Raw genomic sequence first — 14,341 nt, forward strand, 5'->3', positions numbered from 1 at the left:
GATGGCATCGTATCGCATCAAGGCGATTGGCTCGGGCTTCGAGGTCGGCATCGACGGGCAGCCGGTGCTGGTCTGCCGCTCGCTGAAGATCGCCCGCCGCGCCGTCGCCGATGCCCAGCGGCTGGAGCGGATGCCGCCAAAGCCGATTCCGTGGCGCACGCCGCCGGAGAGTGACATTGCAGCGGTTGAAGCGGACGATGCTACACGCCGCGACGAGGCGGATCTCGAGGTTCTCGTCGTGTCGGATGGTCCGCCGTTGTGCTGCTGACTAACCGGCGCGGAAGCGGCAGAACTGGAACTGCTGGACCGAGCCCCACGGTGTGCGGTGTGCTTCGGTGCAGCTGTCCTCCAGCGTGAAGGCGGCACCCAGCGTTGTGGCGAGGCTCTGTGGATCGTAACGGACGACCGGCAGCCCGCTGCACTTCTCCGGACCATCGGCCGCGAAGGTGCCGATGATGACGGCCCCACCGGGCACCACCGCCGCGCGCAGCCGCTCGACATAGGCGGCGCGATCCTCCGGCGCGGTGAGGAAATGGAAGGCGGCCCGGTCGTGCCAGACGTCGTAGCGCGCGTCCGGCGTCCAAGCGGTGACGTCGGAAGCGATCCACGTGACCCCGGCCGCTGCCGCGCCGAGCCTGCCGCGCGCCGTTGCCAGCGCCGCGTCGGAGATGTCGAGCACGGCGAGTGCGCTGTAGCCGGCCGCGAGCAGCGCATCGACCAGCCGCGAGGCGCCGCCGCCAATGTCGATGATCCGCGATGTCGGCGTCGCACCGGCCTCGCGGATCAGCCGCAGCGACGTCGCCGGGTCGTCCTGGTACCAGCTGACCTCGGTCTCGGCCTTGGTGGTGTAGACGGTCTGCCAATGGGTGCTGCGGTCGGTCATGCTGTCGGGGCTCTGTGCGACATGGGGGCGCCGATCGTAGCACGGCGACCGTACCCCTAGAACGTCCCGGCCACCGTCACCCGGAACGTCAGCGGCTCGATCGGGTGCAGCACGCGGTCCATCACGCCGGTCTGGCAGACCTGCGCCGGCACCGTCGTCGTGGGCGAACCGTAGCAATCCTTGTAGAGCTGGTCGGTCGGCAGCAGCGAGCCGTAGCCGTAGGAGATCTGGTTGGCCTTGGTGTTGAGCAGGTTGAGCACGTCGAGCTGGATGCGCCAGCCATTGGCGTCGCGGAAGCCGATGCGGCCGTTGAACACGCTGGTCGCGGTCGAGCGGAAATAATTGTCCTCGGTCAGCGGCGTCGCGCCGAGATAGCGCCAGCGCAAGCCGCCGAACCAGCCGGTCTTCTCTCCGAGCGTGATGCCGGCCGAAGCGATCATCGACGGCGCGTTGGGGATGGAGTTGCCGGGCGCGTTGCCGCGCAGCACCTCGGCGGGCGCACGGGCGTCGACGAGCTGATTGTAGGCCTCGGCCTGGCCATTGTCGAAGCCGACGAAGCGCGCATGCGTCATGGCAAGATCGGTATCGATGTCGATCCACGATGCCGGCCGGTAGTGATTGGTGAGCTCGAAGCCGTAGCGCCGGCTCGGCCGGCTCGCTTCGGTGTCGCCGGCATCACCGGAGAACAGGATCTCCGAATCCTGATTGAGCATGAAGAAGCTGAGCGATGAGTCGAGCCCGGGGATGATCCGCGTGCGCACGCCGACCTCGGCGCCCTTGGTGCGCACCAGCAGCGGCGACGACTCGATCCGGTTGCCCGGCGCGTTGGGATCGTCCGTGGTGGTGGCGCCGCGCGCGTCGTTGCTGTGCATGCCGTAGCCGGCGCCGAGGAAGAACTCGGTGCTGTTGAAGGGGCCGATCACCATGCGGAATTTCGGGCTGCCGAGGCTGGCCGCGGCGTCGCCGGTGTTGTTGCCGTTGATGAGCGAATACACGTGGGTCTGGTAATAATCGCCGCGATAGCCGAGGGTGGTGCGCAGCCAGTCGGTCCAGCGCACCGTGTTCTCGACATAGAGCCCGACGCTGCCTTCGCCGACCTTGTCGCTGCGGACGGAGCTCAGATAGTTGCGCTGCGCGGTGTAGCTGAGCGCCAGCGCGATGTCGTCATAGCGCGTCTGGAGGCCGACGGTCGTCTCCATCGGCCGTTCGGCAAAGCTGCCGTCGAATGTCCGCGACGCGTTGGCGCCGAGCATCAGCCGGTCGTCGTGCTGGTGGAACTGGTCGCCATTGACCGGGTCGCGCAGCGCATAGGTGAAGTTGTTGTAGAGATCGAGCTGGCTCTTCACCACATAGGCATTGGCCTTCCAGGAGCCGGCATCGTCGGTGCCGGCGATGCGGCCGGATAGCGCGAAGCGGTTGGTCTTGCCGCCGTCGGTCGGATCGATCGCATCATAACGGCCGAGCAGGCCGGAGGTGATGGCGCGCTCCGGCACCTGGTCGGTCGAGGACCAGCGATTGGCATAGGCCATGCCGGTGACGGAGAAGCCGTCGGTCGCGGTGCCCTGGCTGTAGCGCACCAGGCTGTTGAGCTTCTGCGCATCGTCAGGCGTGGTCCACGGCCCGTCATAGCGGCCGGCCTCGCCTGATATCAGCAGGTGGCCGTCGCCGACATGGAACGAGTCCATGCCGAAGAAGCGGCGATAGCCGAAGCTGCCGGCCGTGACCTGCGCGATCGCTTTGGGCACGCTGTCGATCAGGCCGATATGCACGCTGCCGACTGATGCGAAGTCGCCTTCGTCGGCAAAATAAGGTCCCTTGCGCACGTCGACACGGCCGATCGTCTCCGGCATCAGCCAGTTGAGATCGGCATAGCCCTGGCCATGGGCGTGGGTGCCCATGTTGACCGGCACGTCGTCGACATCGAGCGCGAGGTCGGTGCCATGGTCGAGATTGTAGCCGCGCAGAAAATACTGGTTGGCTTTGCCCTCGCCGGAGTGCTGCGTGACGATCAGTCCGGGCACGGCCTCCAGCGCCTCGCCGGGCCGCGTGGCCGGGCGGGCATTGATCTCCTCGCCGGAGATCACGACCTCGCTCGCCATGCCCTGCGGGCGCGCCGGACCGGACCCGACATTGGGGGCGCCGGACGGCGCAGCTGCGGCCGTTGCCGCTGGGACAACGTTCGCAACCGGGCGCGGCGCGCCGGGCTTCGGCCGCTGCGCCTCGCGCCTGAGCTTCGGCTTCGGCTTGGCTGTGCGCCTGGGCGCATCGACGTCGACGGTGGGCAGCTCGGCGGGGACGCGCTCGGGATGCGCGTTGGCCTGTTGCACCAGCGCCGCCATCAACACGATCACGCTTGCCCCACGCCACCCCATCGTCATCGTCGTCACGCCCCTCGATCTCGCCGTCGGGGCATGCGTCATCGACTGTCGCGAGCCCACGGGCTTGCGGCACGCTCGCTTGGATCGCCCCACTGTCGAGTGTTAAAGAACGCTAAGGTGACACCGGTATGATGTCAACGTGTAAACATCATACTCGAATGACACTGTTGCCGCCGGGAGACGACAGATGCAGCGCCTGACGATCACGATCGACGACGATCTGCTGGCCGAGGTCGACGCCTTCATGGCGCGGCGCGGCTACGACAACCGCTCGGAGGCGTTTCGCGATCTGCTGCGCAGCGGCCTGGAAACGGCCGACGGGGCGGCCGGCGACAGCCGCCACTGCATCGCGACTCTCAGCTACGTCTACGACCACGCCGCGCGCGAGCTGCCGAAGCGGCTGACCCAGGAGGCGCACGATCATTCCGGCCTTGCCCAGGCGACGCTGCACGTCCACATCGACCAGGAAAGCTGCCTCGAGGTCACCGTGCTCAAGGGCGAACGCCGCGAGGTCAAGGCGTTCGCCGACCACGTCATCGCCGAGCGCGGCGTTCGCCACGGCCACGTCGCGATGATGCCGGTCGAGCCGTCGCACGATCATGGGCATGCGCATAGCCACTCGCATAGTCACAGCCATTCGCATTCCCACACGTCGAAGGGCGGGAAGAAGTAGGGCGGAAAGCGATAGGGCACGCTGCCGGCCAAATCCTCTGCCGTCATGCCCGCGCAGGCGGGCATCCAGTACGCCGCGACGTCGCGTGTGATCACATCCGCCGCGGAATACTGGATCGCCCGGTCGAGCCGGGCGATGACAATGGAGGTTGTAGGCAGCATAGACCGCGATCCCGCCGTGATCCCCAGACGCGCCTTGGGGTAAGGGACGCGTAGGGTGGGCAAAGGCGCGCATGCAACGGTGCGAGCCTCATGCTGTGCTCTCTCGCGCGCCGTGCCCACCATTCCGCTTTCCAATGCGCGGAGCGATGGTGGGCATGCGACCGCCCTGCGGGCGGCTGCTTTGCCCACCCTACGAACGACGAACTGCCGGCGATGTCTCGGGCCACCATCAGACCGCCCGCAGGGCCGCGCGTGCCGCGGTCGGGACTGGGTCGAGCAACTGCTCCGAACGGTCCCAGAGCCGGCGGGCCAACGCGCCGTCATGCGCCTGCGAATGCCGTCGGCTGAACACCTTGCGCTTGGCATAGAAGGTGCCGGACGTCCACCCTTCGCCCGGCGCCGACTCGGCGAGCCAGACCAGTTGATCGGCTCCTTGCGCGGGACTCCGCAGGAACATCCGGCCCCATTGGGTGAGGATCCGGATGAAGCTGTCGCTGTCCGCGGCGAAATTCGAGGCGATGACGCCGGGATGGAACGCGGCCGCTGAGATACCTCGGGCATGATAGCGGCGATGCAGCTCGCGGGTGAACAGCACGTTCTCGAGCTTGGAGGCGCAGTAGGCGCGCATGGCGCTGAAATTCTTGTCGAGGTCCAGGTCGGCGAGATCGAGCCGGCCGAACCACGCTGCACTGCTGGAGGTCTGGATGATGGCGGCGCGGCTCGCGATCAGTTTGTCCAGCAGCAGCCGTGTCAGCAGGAATGGCGCCAGATGATTGACCTGGAAGGTCAACTCGAAGCCGTCGACGGTCTTGGCGCGGTCGCCGAAAATGCCGCCGGCGTTGTTGGCGAGCACGTCGATGCGGGGATATTCCCTGTCGAGATCGGCCGCGAGCCGGCGGACGTCATCGAGACGGGCGAAATCGGCGACGAAATGCCGGGCGCCGATGTCGCGCGCGACCGCCGCGGTCTTCTGCGGCGAGCGCCCGACCACGACGACCTCATGGCCGTCCTGGTGGAGCTTCCGCGCGGCCGCCGCGCCGATGCCATCGCTGGCGCCGGTGACGACGATGGTTCGGGACACCGCAGTTCCGTTGGCAGATGCCATGGCAGGTTCACTCCTGAAACGCGTCACCTGTTGCATCCGCGACGGCAGCGTTCCGCCGCCGCGTCAGGGGCCCGTCCATCATCATATGGCGTCATGCGGCTGTGATGACAGGGGCGCGCTCGTCATAGGTCTCGACGGCCATGACGCCCAGTCGATCCGATCGGGCATCGACGGCGCCGATGCCGTCGCTCGTGCCGCTGATGACGATGGTGCGAGACGCCGCAGGTCCTTTGGCAGACGCCGATCCAGGTTCAATCCTGAAACGCGTCACCTGTTGCATTCACGACGGAAACATTCCGCCGCTGCTGCGTCCTACGAGCAGAAGCGAGTTAGTTTAACCCAATAGCGAATCCGCCGTCGTGCTGCCGGTGGTCACTTGTTCAGAACGTCCAGCCCTGTTCGAGAGCCGACGTAGACCCCAACTCGTGTTTTGACTCGGATCGGACATCAGTCTGTTGTTCCGCAGCGGGAGATCGAACATCGCGCTGCAACTGTGAAATTCCTATAATGTTGCTGGCGCGAGTGTCTTGAAAACATATGCACGTTGTGCACTATCGGAGGTCCTTGGTGCTCGACACTCCTTGGTCCATGACCATATAAACGAGGACCATATCAGCGAGCGCCCGCCTTCCAAAAGGCCAATCGCCATGACCACTCCGAAAGCAACGTTGCCAAACGAGGCAAGCCAGCTCGCAGATTCCGATCCCTTTCAAATTTTGCGACTTTCAAGCGCTCCAATCGCGGTGCGATATCTTGCTGCAGTTGTCATGACGGGCTTTGCAACAGTAATCGCCGTCGGGTTGGACAGCAGGGTAACCATACCGAATCTTTCTCTCGTCTATGTCATACCCGTCGTCGTCGCTGCCGCCGCCTTCGGGTTGGGACCATCCCTTTGCTCAGCAGTCCTCGGAGCGCTCGCGTACAATTTCTTTTTTACCGAGCCGCGCTATACGCTCATGGTCGATGATCCGGCCAACGTTTGGGCTATTGGGCTACTTTTCGTTGTCGGATGTATTGCGAGCGGCGTGGCCTCGATCGCCAGGAGCAGGGCGGACGACGCGGCGCTCCTAATGCGGCAAGCAACAATTCTGCAGCTCTATAGTCACGATGTCGTCGGTGCCGACGATGCAAAGAAGATAGTCTCTCTCGCCGCCACTACCCTTGAAGCGCTCTTCCACGTTCCTGTTGTCATAATGCTTATGTCGGAGACTGTAGTAACGTTCATCGAGAGGCGCGGCGAAATCGAGCCCCTCGATGTGGAAATGGAGGCTGCGCGGTCTTCACTGACGACTTGTCGATCGGTCCGTGCAGGGGTTTATCCGTTCGACACATCTCGCTTCGACTTCTGGCCCGTGTCGACGCCTACGGGACAGTGGGCCGTCATTGGGCTGGCGTTCGACCCCAATGAGCGTCCATCCAAGCCTGCTACTCTGGTTGAAGCCGTGGGGGCTGTCCTCGCTCTCGCGCTCGATCGCCAGTATTTCCGCACCCTGTAGGGGATGACCGCTTAGGGCACTTCTCGGACTCTAGGCTCCGGCCGGCTGTCCGGTTTAGGCAGGTGCATCGGTTTGGAGCGGTGGGTACGGCGCCGTTGCATCGTCACCCGCGGCTGCAACTCGTAGGGCGGATCAGCGAAGCGTAATCCGCCATCTTAAGGCAACGAAGGAAGCAGTGGCGGATCACGCCTCGCTGATCCGCCCTACGCGCTATTATTGAGGGCGGAGTCCTGGTGGAAAGATCATCGATTGGATTTCAACTCTGATCGGAAAGTGTTGAAGGCGCCTCAGTTGCATCGCCGGCTTTGGTCAGTCGAGCCAATGTCACCAGTTGCCGCAGCCATTGCATTCTCGGCCGGGCCGGATAGCCACCCCAGGTCGTTCCCGGCGGAACGTCATTCATGACGCCCGAGCCCCCGGCCACGCGCCCACCCCTGCCGATCGTAACGTGGGACGCAATCGCAACCCTGCCACCAAGGACGACAAAATCCTCAAGCGTCACGCTGCCACTGAGACCCGACTGTGCGACGATGACACAATGGCGACCAATGACGACGTTGTGGCCGATCTGACAGAGATTGTCGATTTTCGTCGCCTCTCCGATGATCGTGTCCCTTATGCCGCCACGATCAATCGTCGTCCCGGCGCCGATCTCGACGTCGTCCTGGATGATCACGCGTCCCGTTTGCGGAACTTTCTGCTGCGTGGCACCGATGTAACCAAAGCCGTCCTGCCCGATGCGGCATCCGGGATGGATCACCACGCGCTCGCCGATGAGCGTATGCGTGATTGAACACCCCGCGCCGATTGAGCAATCGCGGCCGATCACGACGTCCGGACCGATCACGGCCGTCGCGGCGATGATGCTTCCCGCTCCGATCTCAGCCCGAGGCCCGATCACAGCTCCTGGATCAACCGTTATTCCGCTCCCAAGGCGCGCAGTCGGATGGATGGTCGAGCCCTGCGCGATGTCGTTGGTCTCGAACGGGGAGGTCGGCCGCAAGGACTGAGGGTAAAGTTCACTATGGACGTTGACAAAGGCGCGATATGGCTGGCGCGTGGGCAGCAAGATGAGGGTGCTTGGCGCGTGACTTTCGAAGCGCTGAAGCATCAGGCAGGCTGCAGCGCGCGTCGTCGCCAAGGCGTCGACGTATTTGTTGCTTTCGATGAAGGTGAGGTCATTCGGCCCGGCAAGTTCAAGTGGCGCAACATCTGTAATCACGTGCGAAAGTCGCGCAGCATCGTGGCATTCGGCGCCCGTCAGCACGATGATCTCGGCCACAGTCAAACCCGCGGGGCGATCGAAGAATGTTCGTTGGTCCATATCGCAGCCTTAGTTGAAAACTGTGTCAGGGGCGATACCGGCATCGCGTTCGGGGGACTGGCGTCGCAAGAACATGATGGCACATGTTTCGGAAGGAGTGACGAGTTTAAGCGTGCCGGCAGCATGAAGTGAACACAGCACGACGAGAGTATGACGGGAGTGATACGTGGCAACGTTGCGAAACGGAGCTATGGTAGATCTTAAGATTAGGTCGTCGACTTCCCGTTCATGGCCCTTCTCGGACTCAGGCTCCGCCCGGATGTCCAGTTTAGGAAGGTGCATCGGTTGGGAATGGTGGGCACGGCGCCGTTGCATCGTCACCCGCGGCTGCAGCGGAGCAAGGCTCCTTTGCCCACCACCGCGCCTTGCATCGTTCACGTCATTGCGAGGCGCCCTTGCGCCGACGTGTCCGCCGAAGCCGATCGGGCGGAGGCGGAAGCAATCCAGACTCTTGGCGCGGCCCCCCTGGATCGCGTCGCTTCGCTCACGATGGCGCCGCGCTGCTGCCGTCGCGCGCCGTGAAAACCGCCTGCGCGCAAAATCCAATTTCGTCAGCTCGCAGGGCGGATTACAGCCGACCGGCCGCAGCCGCCTTTGACCCGAAGCGAACATCAATTAGCGGGACTCGCTGTTCTAATTTCGCCTCCAGCATGATAGTTTTCAGGGGCGCGATCGAACGGAGATTCAACGATGAGAGCTAAATCGATGTTTGCGTCTTTTGGAATTGCTGCAGTTTTACTTGCGGCTAACAGTGTCGGTGCGAGTGCGGATGAAGAATTCGTGCGTGGCAGGTCGAATGATGTCATCAAGTCACGACCCGCCAGTGCCCTGAACAGTACACTGAAGTATCGGCCGAAGCGCGGGTGCTTTGCGACGGGCACTCGGGATACATCAGGCAATTCCCAAATGGTCTGCGGATGATTGTTGAGGCCGCCTTAATCCGTGGTGACCTACTTCCATTCGAGTGTGTCTCCTGTTGACCCAACTCGGACCTCAGCCCTGATGGCTTGTCCCCATTCCGAACGTAAGTTGATTGCCATCAAGATCAACAACGTCAAAGTCGCGCATACCGTAGTCGTAATCTTGCGGTGGCTTGAGCACCTTTGCTCCGCGCAAAGTCAGGTCGGCGTGCACACGGTCGACATCTTTCACGAATACACAAATGCCGCCATTACCCGGCAATCGTTTGGTCTCGTGAGCCGCGAGTAGGTGCAAAGAAACTTCGTCACGGCACAAGCATACATAGAATGTGGGGGCTCCGTATTGAAGAGTGATGGTGAAGCCGAGTGCGTCGCGGTAATGCTCAATGCTCTTGGCTATGTTGCTGACGACAAATACAGTTGCCGCCCCTACCATCATTGCCTGTTCTTCTGTCATCTGGCTCTCCCGCTCTCGCGTTAGCTGCCCGCCGGATTGAAGATTAGCAGAAATGTCTGCACTTCGCTGGACGCCATGTCCGGAACTGGCACTTCTCCGACTCTAGGCTCCGGCCGGCTGGCCGGCTTAGGCAGGTGCATCGATCTGGAATGGTGGGCACGGCGCCGTTGCATCGTCACCGCGGCTGCAGCGGAGCATGGCGCCTTTGCCGACCCTTGCGCCTTGCATCATCCACGTCATTGCGAGGCGCCCTTACGCCCACGTGTCCGCCGAAGCCGATCGGTCGGAGGCGGAAGCAGTCCAGACTCTTGGGGCGGCCGTGGATCGCGTCGCTTCGCTCGCGATGACGCTCCGCTGCGCCGATCACGCGTCACGAAAACCGCCTGCGCGCTAAATCTGATTTCGTTTGCCCGATCAAGCTGATTTGCCCTGTCCAGTCCCTGCGCGAAAAATATTTCACTTTCGTTTTTTCGGAAAATGTGATTGTCTAGCGCCATCCCGCCTCGATCGAAGAGGGACGTTTCGCGGTCGTCACGAGCGTTGGAGGCGGGGAGCGGTGGCCTGTCGGCGCGCAGCGCGCTTATCGCGAGCGGACGAACGCGACCGGCAGGACGGTGAAGTCGTATGGTCCTGGCGCCCCGATGCTGGCGTCAAGTTCGCGGCAGATGCTCGCGCATCTGCGCGGACGACGGTGGCTAACAAGCCCGGACACCGGGGAGAGTACGTATAAATCGTAAGCCCATCGCGCAGGGAGGGCCGGGTGATCTCGGCTGAACCTGTGGTACCTGCCGCCTGCATTTTTTTCCGCAGGCGGGCCACGGGCGCGGCCAGCGCCCGGCCTTCCCTGCACCCTCCGATCGATCGAAGGGTGATCCGATCGCAAAGCTCGGGCGTCACCCGTCGCGAGAAGGAGAGCGCATGTCCGATGTCGGTCAGATGGTTTGCCGCAGATGCGTTGGCGCGCATCAACCGGTCAGTTCTTGACGCCATAGTGGGCGAGGAACATGCCCACGGCGCTGCCGATGACCTCGTGAACGCGGTCGTGCGAGGGGGCCGGCTCGGCCTGGAAGATGAAGGGCAGGAACAGCGTGGCCTGGCACATCTGCTGAAACTGCGAGGCCGCCAGATGACAGTCGTCGATGGCGAGCTCGCCGGCATTGACGCGGGCCTGCAGATAGGCCGCCAACCGGCTGATCGTGGCGTTGAGCACGCATTCGTAGTAGCGGCGGCCGACGTCCGGCATCCGCTCGGCGATCGCCATCACGGTGCGGATCGCCGATCCGCCGCCGGGCCGGCAGACCACCGCGATCCAGGCCTTGCCGAACTCGCCGAGGACGGTCGCGGCATCGCGATCGGGATCGAAGCTGAAGTTCGAGGCGCCCCGATGCACGCTCTCCTCTTCGACGATCGCTTCGAACAGGCGGAATTTATCGGTGAAGTAGACGTACAGCGTGCCCTTGGAGACGCCGGCCGCGCGCGCGATCTCGCCCATGCTGGCGCCGTCGAATCCCAGGTCCATGAAGACCTTGCGGGCGCCGTCGAGAATCTGCCGCCGTTTGGAGGAGTCCTCGTCCGGAGCCGTCCGGGTGGTGTTTTGATCCGCCTCAATCATTGGTTTAGGTTGTTCCCGAAGAATTCGAGCGTGGCAACGTCACACAAGACCGTGAGCAGCTATGTTGCGCAGCGAAGAGTATATTGACCGAACCGTTCGGTCAATGCTAGATATCGAATTGACCGAACGGTTCGGTTGGGATGAACGGGGTCAGGGCGGCCCCGGTTTCATGGTGGGAGTCTCTTATGGCCGCTGCGAGAGAACAGGCTGTGCGGGCGCGCCGTCCGGATGCTGAGGAAGCGCCGGGACCGGCCAAGCCTGAGGCAGCCCGTCCGCGGGCGAACGACGCGGTTCAAAACAAGGCGGCCGATCCGAAGGCAGACGTCACCACCGAGGCGCCGCTCGATTTGCCGCCCGCTGCTCCAGCCGCGGCTCCCGGCCACGGCCAGTCGAAAACGGTGACCGCGACTCCGCCGAAATCCGGCAAGCGCAAGCGCGTGCTCGCAGGCGTCGGCCTGCTACTGGCGCTGGCCGCCGCCGGCTATGCGACGCATTATTTCCTGGTCGGCCGCTTCATGGTCTCGACTGACGATTCCTATGTCCGCGCCAACAACACCATGCTGGGCGCGCGTGTCTCCGGCCACATCCAGGAGATCGTGCCGCGCGACAATTCGATCGTCCGCAAGGGCGACGTGATCTTCCGCATCGATGACGGCGACTACAAGATCGCCGTCGACGCCGCGCGCACCAGGATCGCGACCCAGGAGGCGACGATCTCGCGCATCGGCCGCCAGGTTGCCGCGCAGCAGAGCGCCGTCGAGCAGGCGGAGGCGAACCTCGCCTCGGCCGAAGCCTCGATGAAGCGGGCGGGACTGGACTATGAGCGCCAGCAGGCGCTGAGCACCAAAGGCTTCGCGTCGCATGCGACCTTCGAGCAATCGGAAGCCGCGCGTGACCAGGGCATGGCTGCGGTCCGCGCGGGACGCGCAGCCTTCGACGCGGCGCGCGACAATGTCGAGGTCACCAAGGCGCAGCAGGCCGAGGCCCAGGCGCAGCTTGCCGAGCTGAAGACGTCGCTCGCCAAGGCCGAGCGCGATCTCGATTTCGCCACGGTGCGAGCGCCGGTCGACGGCACCTTTTCCAACAGGCTGGTCAACACCGGCGACTTCGTCGCCGTCGGTCAGCGGCTCGGCAACGTCGTGCCGCTCGACGACGTCTTCATCGACGCCAACTTCAAGGAAACCCAGCTCAATCGCATTCGCCCGGGCCAGCCGGTGACCATCAAGGTCGACGCCTACGGCGCCCGTAAGTTCATGGGCGCGGTCGACAGCATCGCGCCGGCTGCAGGCTCCGTCTTCACGCTGCTGCCGCCTGATAATGCGACCGGCAACTTCACCAAGATCGTGCAGCGGCTGCCGGTGCGCATCCGTGTGCCCAAGGACGTCGCGCGGCAGAACCTGCTGCGCGCCGGCATGTCGGTCTACGTCACCATCGACACCACCGAAGGCGCCAAGGATGCCGACAATGACGGCGACCTCGACGCGCCGATGATGATCCATCCGCAATAGCGATCAGATTGGACGATGAGGTCTGCACGCTCCCCACGGTCGGAGTTCACCTCTCCCCATCGGGGAGAGGTCGGATTGCATCGAGGATGCAATCCGGGTGAGGGGGCTCTTATCTGCTGTGAGACCGTAGCCCCTCGCCCCAGCCCTCTCCCGATGGGAGAGGCAGCACACCGTCCTTGCCGCTAGCAGGATCCGAACGACACCATGGCCAACGCGACCACAGCCGATCCCACTATGAGCGCGCCGGCCGCACCGGCCGAGCGCATCGCGCCGCGCCGGCTGATCGCGTTCCTGATCATGGTGTTCGGCATGTTCATGTCGATCCTGGACATCCAGATCGTGTCGGCCTCGCTGACCGAGATCCAGGCCGGCCTGTCGGCGAGCTCCAGCGAAGTCTCCTGGGTGCAGACCGCCTATCTGATCGCCGAAGTGATCGCGATTCCGCTGTCCGGCTTCCTGTCGCGCGCGCTCGGCACACGGCTGTTGTTCGCGATCTCCGCTGCCGGCTTCACCCTCTCCAGCTTCCTGTGCGGCTTCGCCTCCTCGATCGAGCAGATGATCCTGTGGCGCGCGATCCAGGGCTTCCTCGGCGCCGGCATGATCCCGACCGTGTTCGCCTCGGCCTACACGGTGTTTCCGCGCTCCAAGTTTCACATCGTCGGTCCCATCATCGGCCTGGTCGCGACGCTCGCGCCCACCGTGGGCCCGACCGTCGGCGGCTACATCACCGATGCCATGTCGTGGCACTGGCTGTTCTTCGTCAACGTCCCGCCGGGCATCCTGATCACGATCGGCGTGCTGGCGCTGGTCGATTTCGACGAGCCGCATTTCGAGCTGCTCGACCGGTTCGACTGGTGGGGCCTGATCTTCATGGCCGGCTTCCTCGGCGCGCTCGAATATGTGCTCGAGGAAGGCCCGCAATATGAGTGGATCCAGGACACCAGCGTCGCGATCTGCGCGGCCGTTTGCGCTGTCTCCGCGGTCGCCTTCTTCTGGCGCGTGCTGACGGCGGACGAGCCGATCGTCGACCTCAGGGCGTTCGGCAATCGCAATTTCGCGGTCGGCTGCCTGCTGCAATTCTGCATCGGCATCGGCCTCTACGGCCTGACCTACATCTATCCGCGCTACCTTGCCGAAGTGCGCGGCTACAGCGCGATGATGATCGGCGAGACGATGTTCGTGTCCGGCGTCACCATGTTCCTGATGGCGCCGGTGGTCGGCCGCATGATGCTGAAGATCGACATGCGCTACATCATCGCGTTCGGACTGGTCATCTTCGCGATCGGCTCCTACCAGATGACGGGCATCACCCGCGACTACGACTTCTGGGAGCTGTTCGTGCCGCAGGTGCTGCGCGGCGTCGGGATGATGTTCGCCATGGTCCCGACCAACAACATCGCGCTCGGTACCTTGGCGCCCGACCGGGTCAAGAACGCCTCGGGGCTGTTCAACCTGATGCGCAATCTCGGCGGTGCCGTCGGGCTTGCCGTGATCAACCAGGTGCTCAACGACCGCACCGACCTGCACATCGCGCGCCTGCACGAGCGCGTGAACTGGGGCAATGCGACCGCGGTCGAGACCCTCAACATGCTGCAGCAGAAGCTGCAGGGCATGGGCGATGCCGCCTTGATGGCGATGAAGCAGCTGTCGCAGATCGTGCATCGCCAGGCCGTCGTGATGGGCTATGGCGACGCCTTCTTCATGCTGACCTGTTTCTACCTCGCGCTCAGCTTCACGGTGATGCTGCTGAAGAAGCCGAGCTCGCCGATGGCCGGCGGCGGCGACGCGCATTGAGGCAGGCTTCGTAACGATCGCGGCCGCGCA

The 14,341-nt window shown here is 63.9% G+C and carries 12 protein-coding genes; 5 read left to right on the forward strand and 7 right to left on the reverse strand.

Annotated elements, in window-relative coordinates; translation table 11 throughout:
- Window position 1: 1 nt before the first annotated feature.
- Window positions 2-268, forward strand: a complete 267-nt coding sequence (locus LQG66_RS32765) for a hypothetical protein (protein ID WP_231319929.1) — start codon at window positions 2-4, stop codon at window positions 266-268.
- Here LQG66_RS32765 and LQG66_RS32770 read toward each other — a convergent pair whose 3' ends face one another.
- A complete protein-coding gene (locus LQG66_RS32770; RefSeq protein ID WP_231319930.1) occupies window positions 269-883 on the reverse strand; it encodes a class I SAM-dependent methyltransferase in 615 nt (204 codons plus the stop codon).
- Between the two features lie 56 nt (window positions 884-939).
- Window positions 940-3,261, reverse strand: coding sequence for a TonB-dependent receptor (locus tag LQG66_RS32775; protein WP_425601373.1), 2,322 nt, complete (start codon window positions 3,259-3,261; stop codon window positions 940-942).
- A 187-nt stretch (window positions 3,262-3,448) separates the two neighbouring features.
- On the opposite strand from LQG66_RS32775, the gene nikR reads away from it, so the two are divergent.
- The gene (gene nikR, locus LQG66_RS32780; protein WP_231319931.1) at window positions 3,449-3,934 is read left to right on the forward strand and encodes a nickel-responsive transcriptional regulator NikR; all 486 of its coding nucleotides are present in this window, start codon (window positions 3,449-3,451) and stop codon (window positions 3,932-3,934) included.
- On the opposite strand, the gene LQG66_RS32785 is transcribed toward nikR, so the two are convergent.
- Both LQG66_RS32785 and LQG66_RS32790 read right to left on the reverse strand, forming a co-directional pair.
- A complete protein-coding gene (locus LQG66_RS32785; protein WP_231319932.1) occupies window positions 3,889-4,095 on the reverse strand; it encodes a hypothetical protein in 207 nt (68 codons plus the stop codon). The genes nikR and LQG66_RS32785 overlap by 46 nt on opposite strands.
- 229 nt (window positions 4,096-4,324) lie before the next feature.
- Entirely contained in the window at window positions 4,325-5,200 is an 876-nt protein-coding gene (locus LQG66_RS32790) for an SDR family NAD(P)-dependent oxidoreductase (RefSeq protein WP_231319933.1), read from the reverse strand.
- A gap of 647 nt (window positions 5,201-5,847) precedes the next feature.
- On the opposite strand from LQG66_RS32790, the gene LQG66_RS32795 reads away from it, so the two are divergent.
- Window positions 5,848-6,696, forward strand: coding sequence for a DUF4118 domain-containing protein (locus tag LQG66_RS32795; RefSeq protein WP_231319934.1), 849 nt, complete (start codon window positions 5,848-5,850; stop codon window positions 6,694-6,696).
- Window positions 6,697-6,952: 256 nt separating this feature from the next.
- Here LQG66_RS32795 and lpxD read toward each other — a convergent pair whose 3' ends face one another.
- From lpxD to LQG66_RS32810, 3 genes are all read right to left on the reverse strand, one after another.
- Complete coding sequence (gene lpxD / locus LQG66_RS32800; protein WP_425601266.1) at window positions 6,953-8,020, reverse strand: UDP-3-O-(3-hydroxymyristoyl)glucosamine N-acyltransferase; 1,068 nt, start codon at window positions 8,018-8,020, stop codon at window positions 6,953-6,955.
- 993 nt (window positions 8,021-9,013) lie between these two features.
- The gene (locus tag LQG66_RS32805) at window positions 9,014-9,397 is read right to left on the reverse strand and encodes a glyoxalase superfamily protein (protein WP_231319936.1); all 384 of its coding nucleotides are present in this window, start codon (window positions 9,395-9,397) and stop codon (window positions 9,014-9,016) included.
- 973 nt (window positions 9,398-10,370) lie between these two features.
- On the reverse strand, window positions 10,371-11,009 hold the full coding sequence (locus LQG66_RS32810; RefSeq protein WP_231319937.1) for a TetR/AcrR family transcriptional regulator: 639 nt from the start codon (window positions 11,007-11,009) through the stop codon (window positions 10,371-10,373).
- A 185-nt stretch (window positions 11,010-11,194) separates the two neighbouring features.
- Here LQG66_RS32810 and LQG66_RS32815 point away from each other — a divergent pair, with 185 nt between their 5' ends.
- Both LQG66_RS32815 and LQG66_RS32820 read left to right on the forward strand, forming a co-directional pair.
- Complete coding sequence (locus LQG66_RS32815; protein WP_231319938.1) at window positions 11,195-12,517, forward strand: HlyD family secretion protein; 1,323 nt, start codon at window positions 11,195-11,197, stop codon at window positions 12,515-12,517.
- 204 nt (window positions 12,518-12,721) lie between these two features.
- Window positions 12,722-14,311: a DHA2 family efflux MFS transporter permease subunit gene (locus LQG66_RS32820; RefSeq protein WP_231319939.1), complete on the forward strand. Its 1,590-nt coding sequence runs from the start codon at window positions 12,722-12,724 to the stop codon at window positions 14,309-14,311.
- Window positions 14,312-14,341 lie beyond the last annotated feature (30 nt).

Origin of the sequence: Bradyrhizobium ontarionense (genome assembly GCF_021088345.1) — a bacterium.
Taxonomy (GTDB): domain Bacteria; phylum Pseudomonadota; class Alphaproteobacteria; order Rhizobiales; family Xanthobacteraceae; genus Bradyrhizobium; species Bradyrhizobium ontarionense.

Bases quoted from the DNA above. Each gene is read 5' to 3' on its own strand.
- LQG66_RS32765 (WP_231319929.1), top strand. From the start codon at position 2: ATGGCATCGTATCGCATCAAGGCGATTGGCTCGGGCTTCGAGGTCGGC.
- LQG66_RS32770 (WP_231319930.1), bottom strand. From the start codon at position 883: ATGACCGACCGCAGCACCCATTGGCAGACCGTCTACACCACCAAGGCC.
- LQG66_RS32775 (WP_425601373.1), bottom strand. From the start codon at position 3,261: ATGACGATGGGGTGGCGTGGGGCAAGCGTGATCGTGTTGATGGCGGCG.
- nikR (WP_231319931.1), top strand. From the start codon at position 3,449: ATGCAGCGCCTGACGATCACGATCGACGACGATCTGCTGGCCGAGGTC.
- LQG66_RS32785 (WP_231319932.1), bottom strand. From the start codon at position 4,095: ATGCTGCCTACAACCTCCATTGTCATCGCCCGGCTCGACCGGGCGATC.
- LQG66_RS32790 (WP_231319933.1), bottom strand. From the start codon at position 5,200: ATGGCATCTGCCAACGGAACTGCGGTGTCCCGAACCATCGTCGTCACC.
- LQG66_RS32795 (WP_231319934.1), top strand. From the start codon at position 5,848: ATGACCACTCCGAAAGCAACGTTGCCAAACGAGGCAAGCCAGCTCGCA.
- lpxD (WP_425601266.1), bottom strand. From the start codon at position 8,020: ATGGACCAACGAACATTCTTCGATCGCCCCGCGGGTTTGACTGTGGCC.
- LQG66_RS32805 (WP_231319936.1), bottom strand. From the start codon at position 9,397: ATGACAGAAGAACAGGCAATGATGGTAGGGGCGGCAACTGTATTTGTC.
- LQG66_RS32810 (WP_231319937.1), bottom strand. From the start codon at position 11,009: ATGATTGAGGCGGATCAAAACACCACCCGGACGGCTCCGGACGAGGAC.
- LQG66_RS32815 (WP_231319938.1), top strand. From the start codon at position 11,195: ATGGCCGCTGCGAGAGAACAGGCTGTGCGGGCGCGCCGTCCGGATGCT.
- LQG66_RS32820 (WP_231319939.1), top strand. From the start codon at position 12,722: ATGGCCAACGCGACCACAGCCGATCCCACTATGAGCGCGCCGGCCGCA.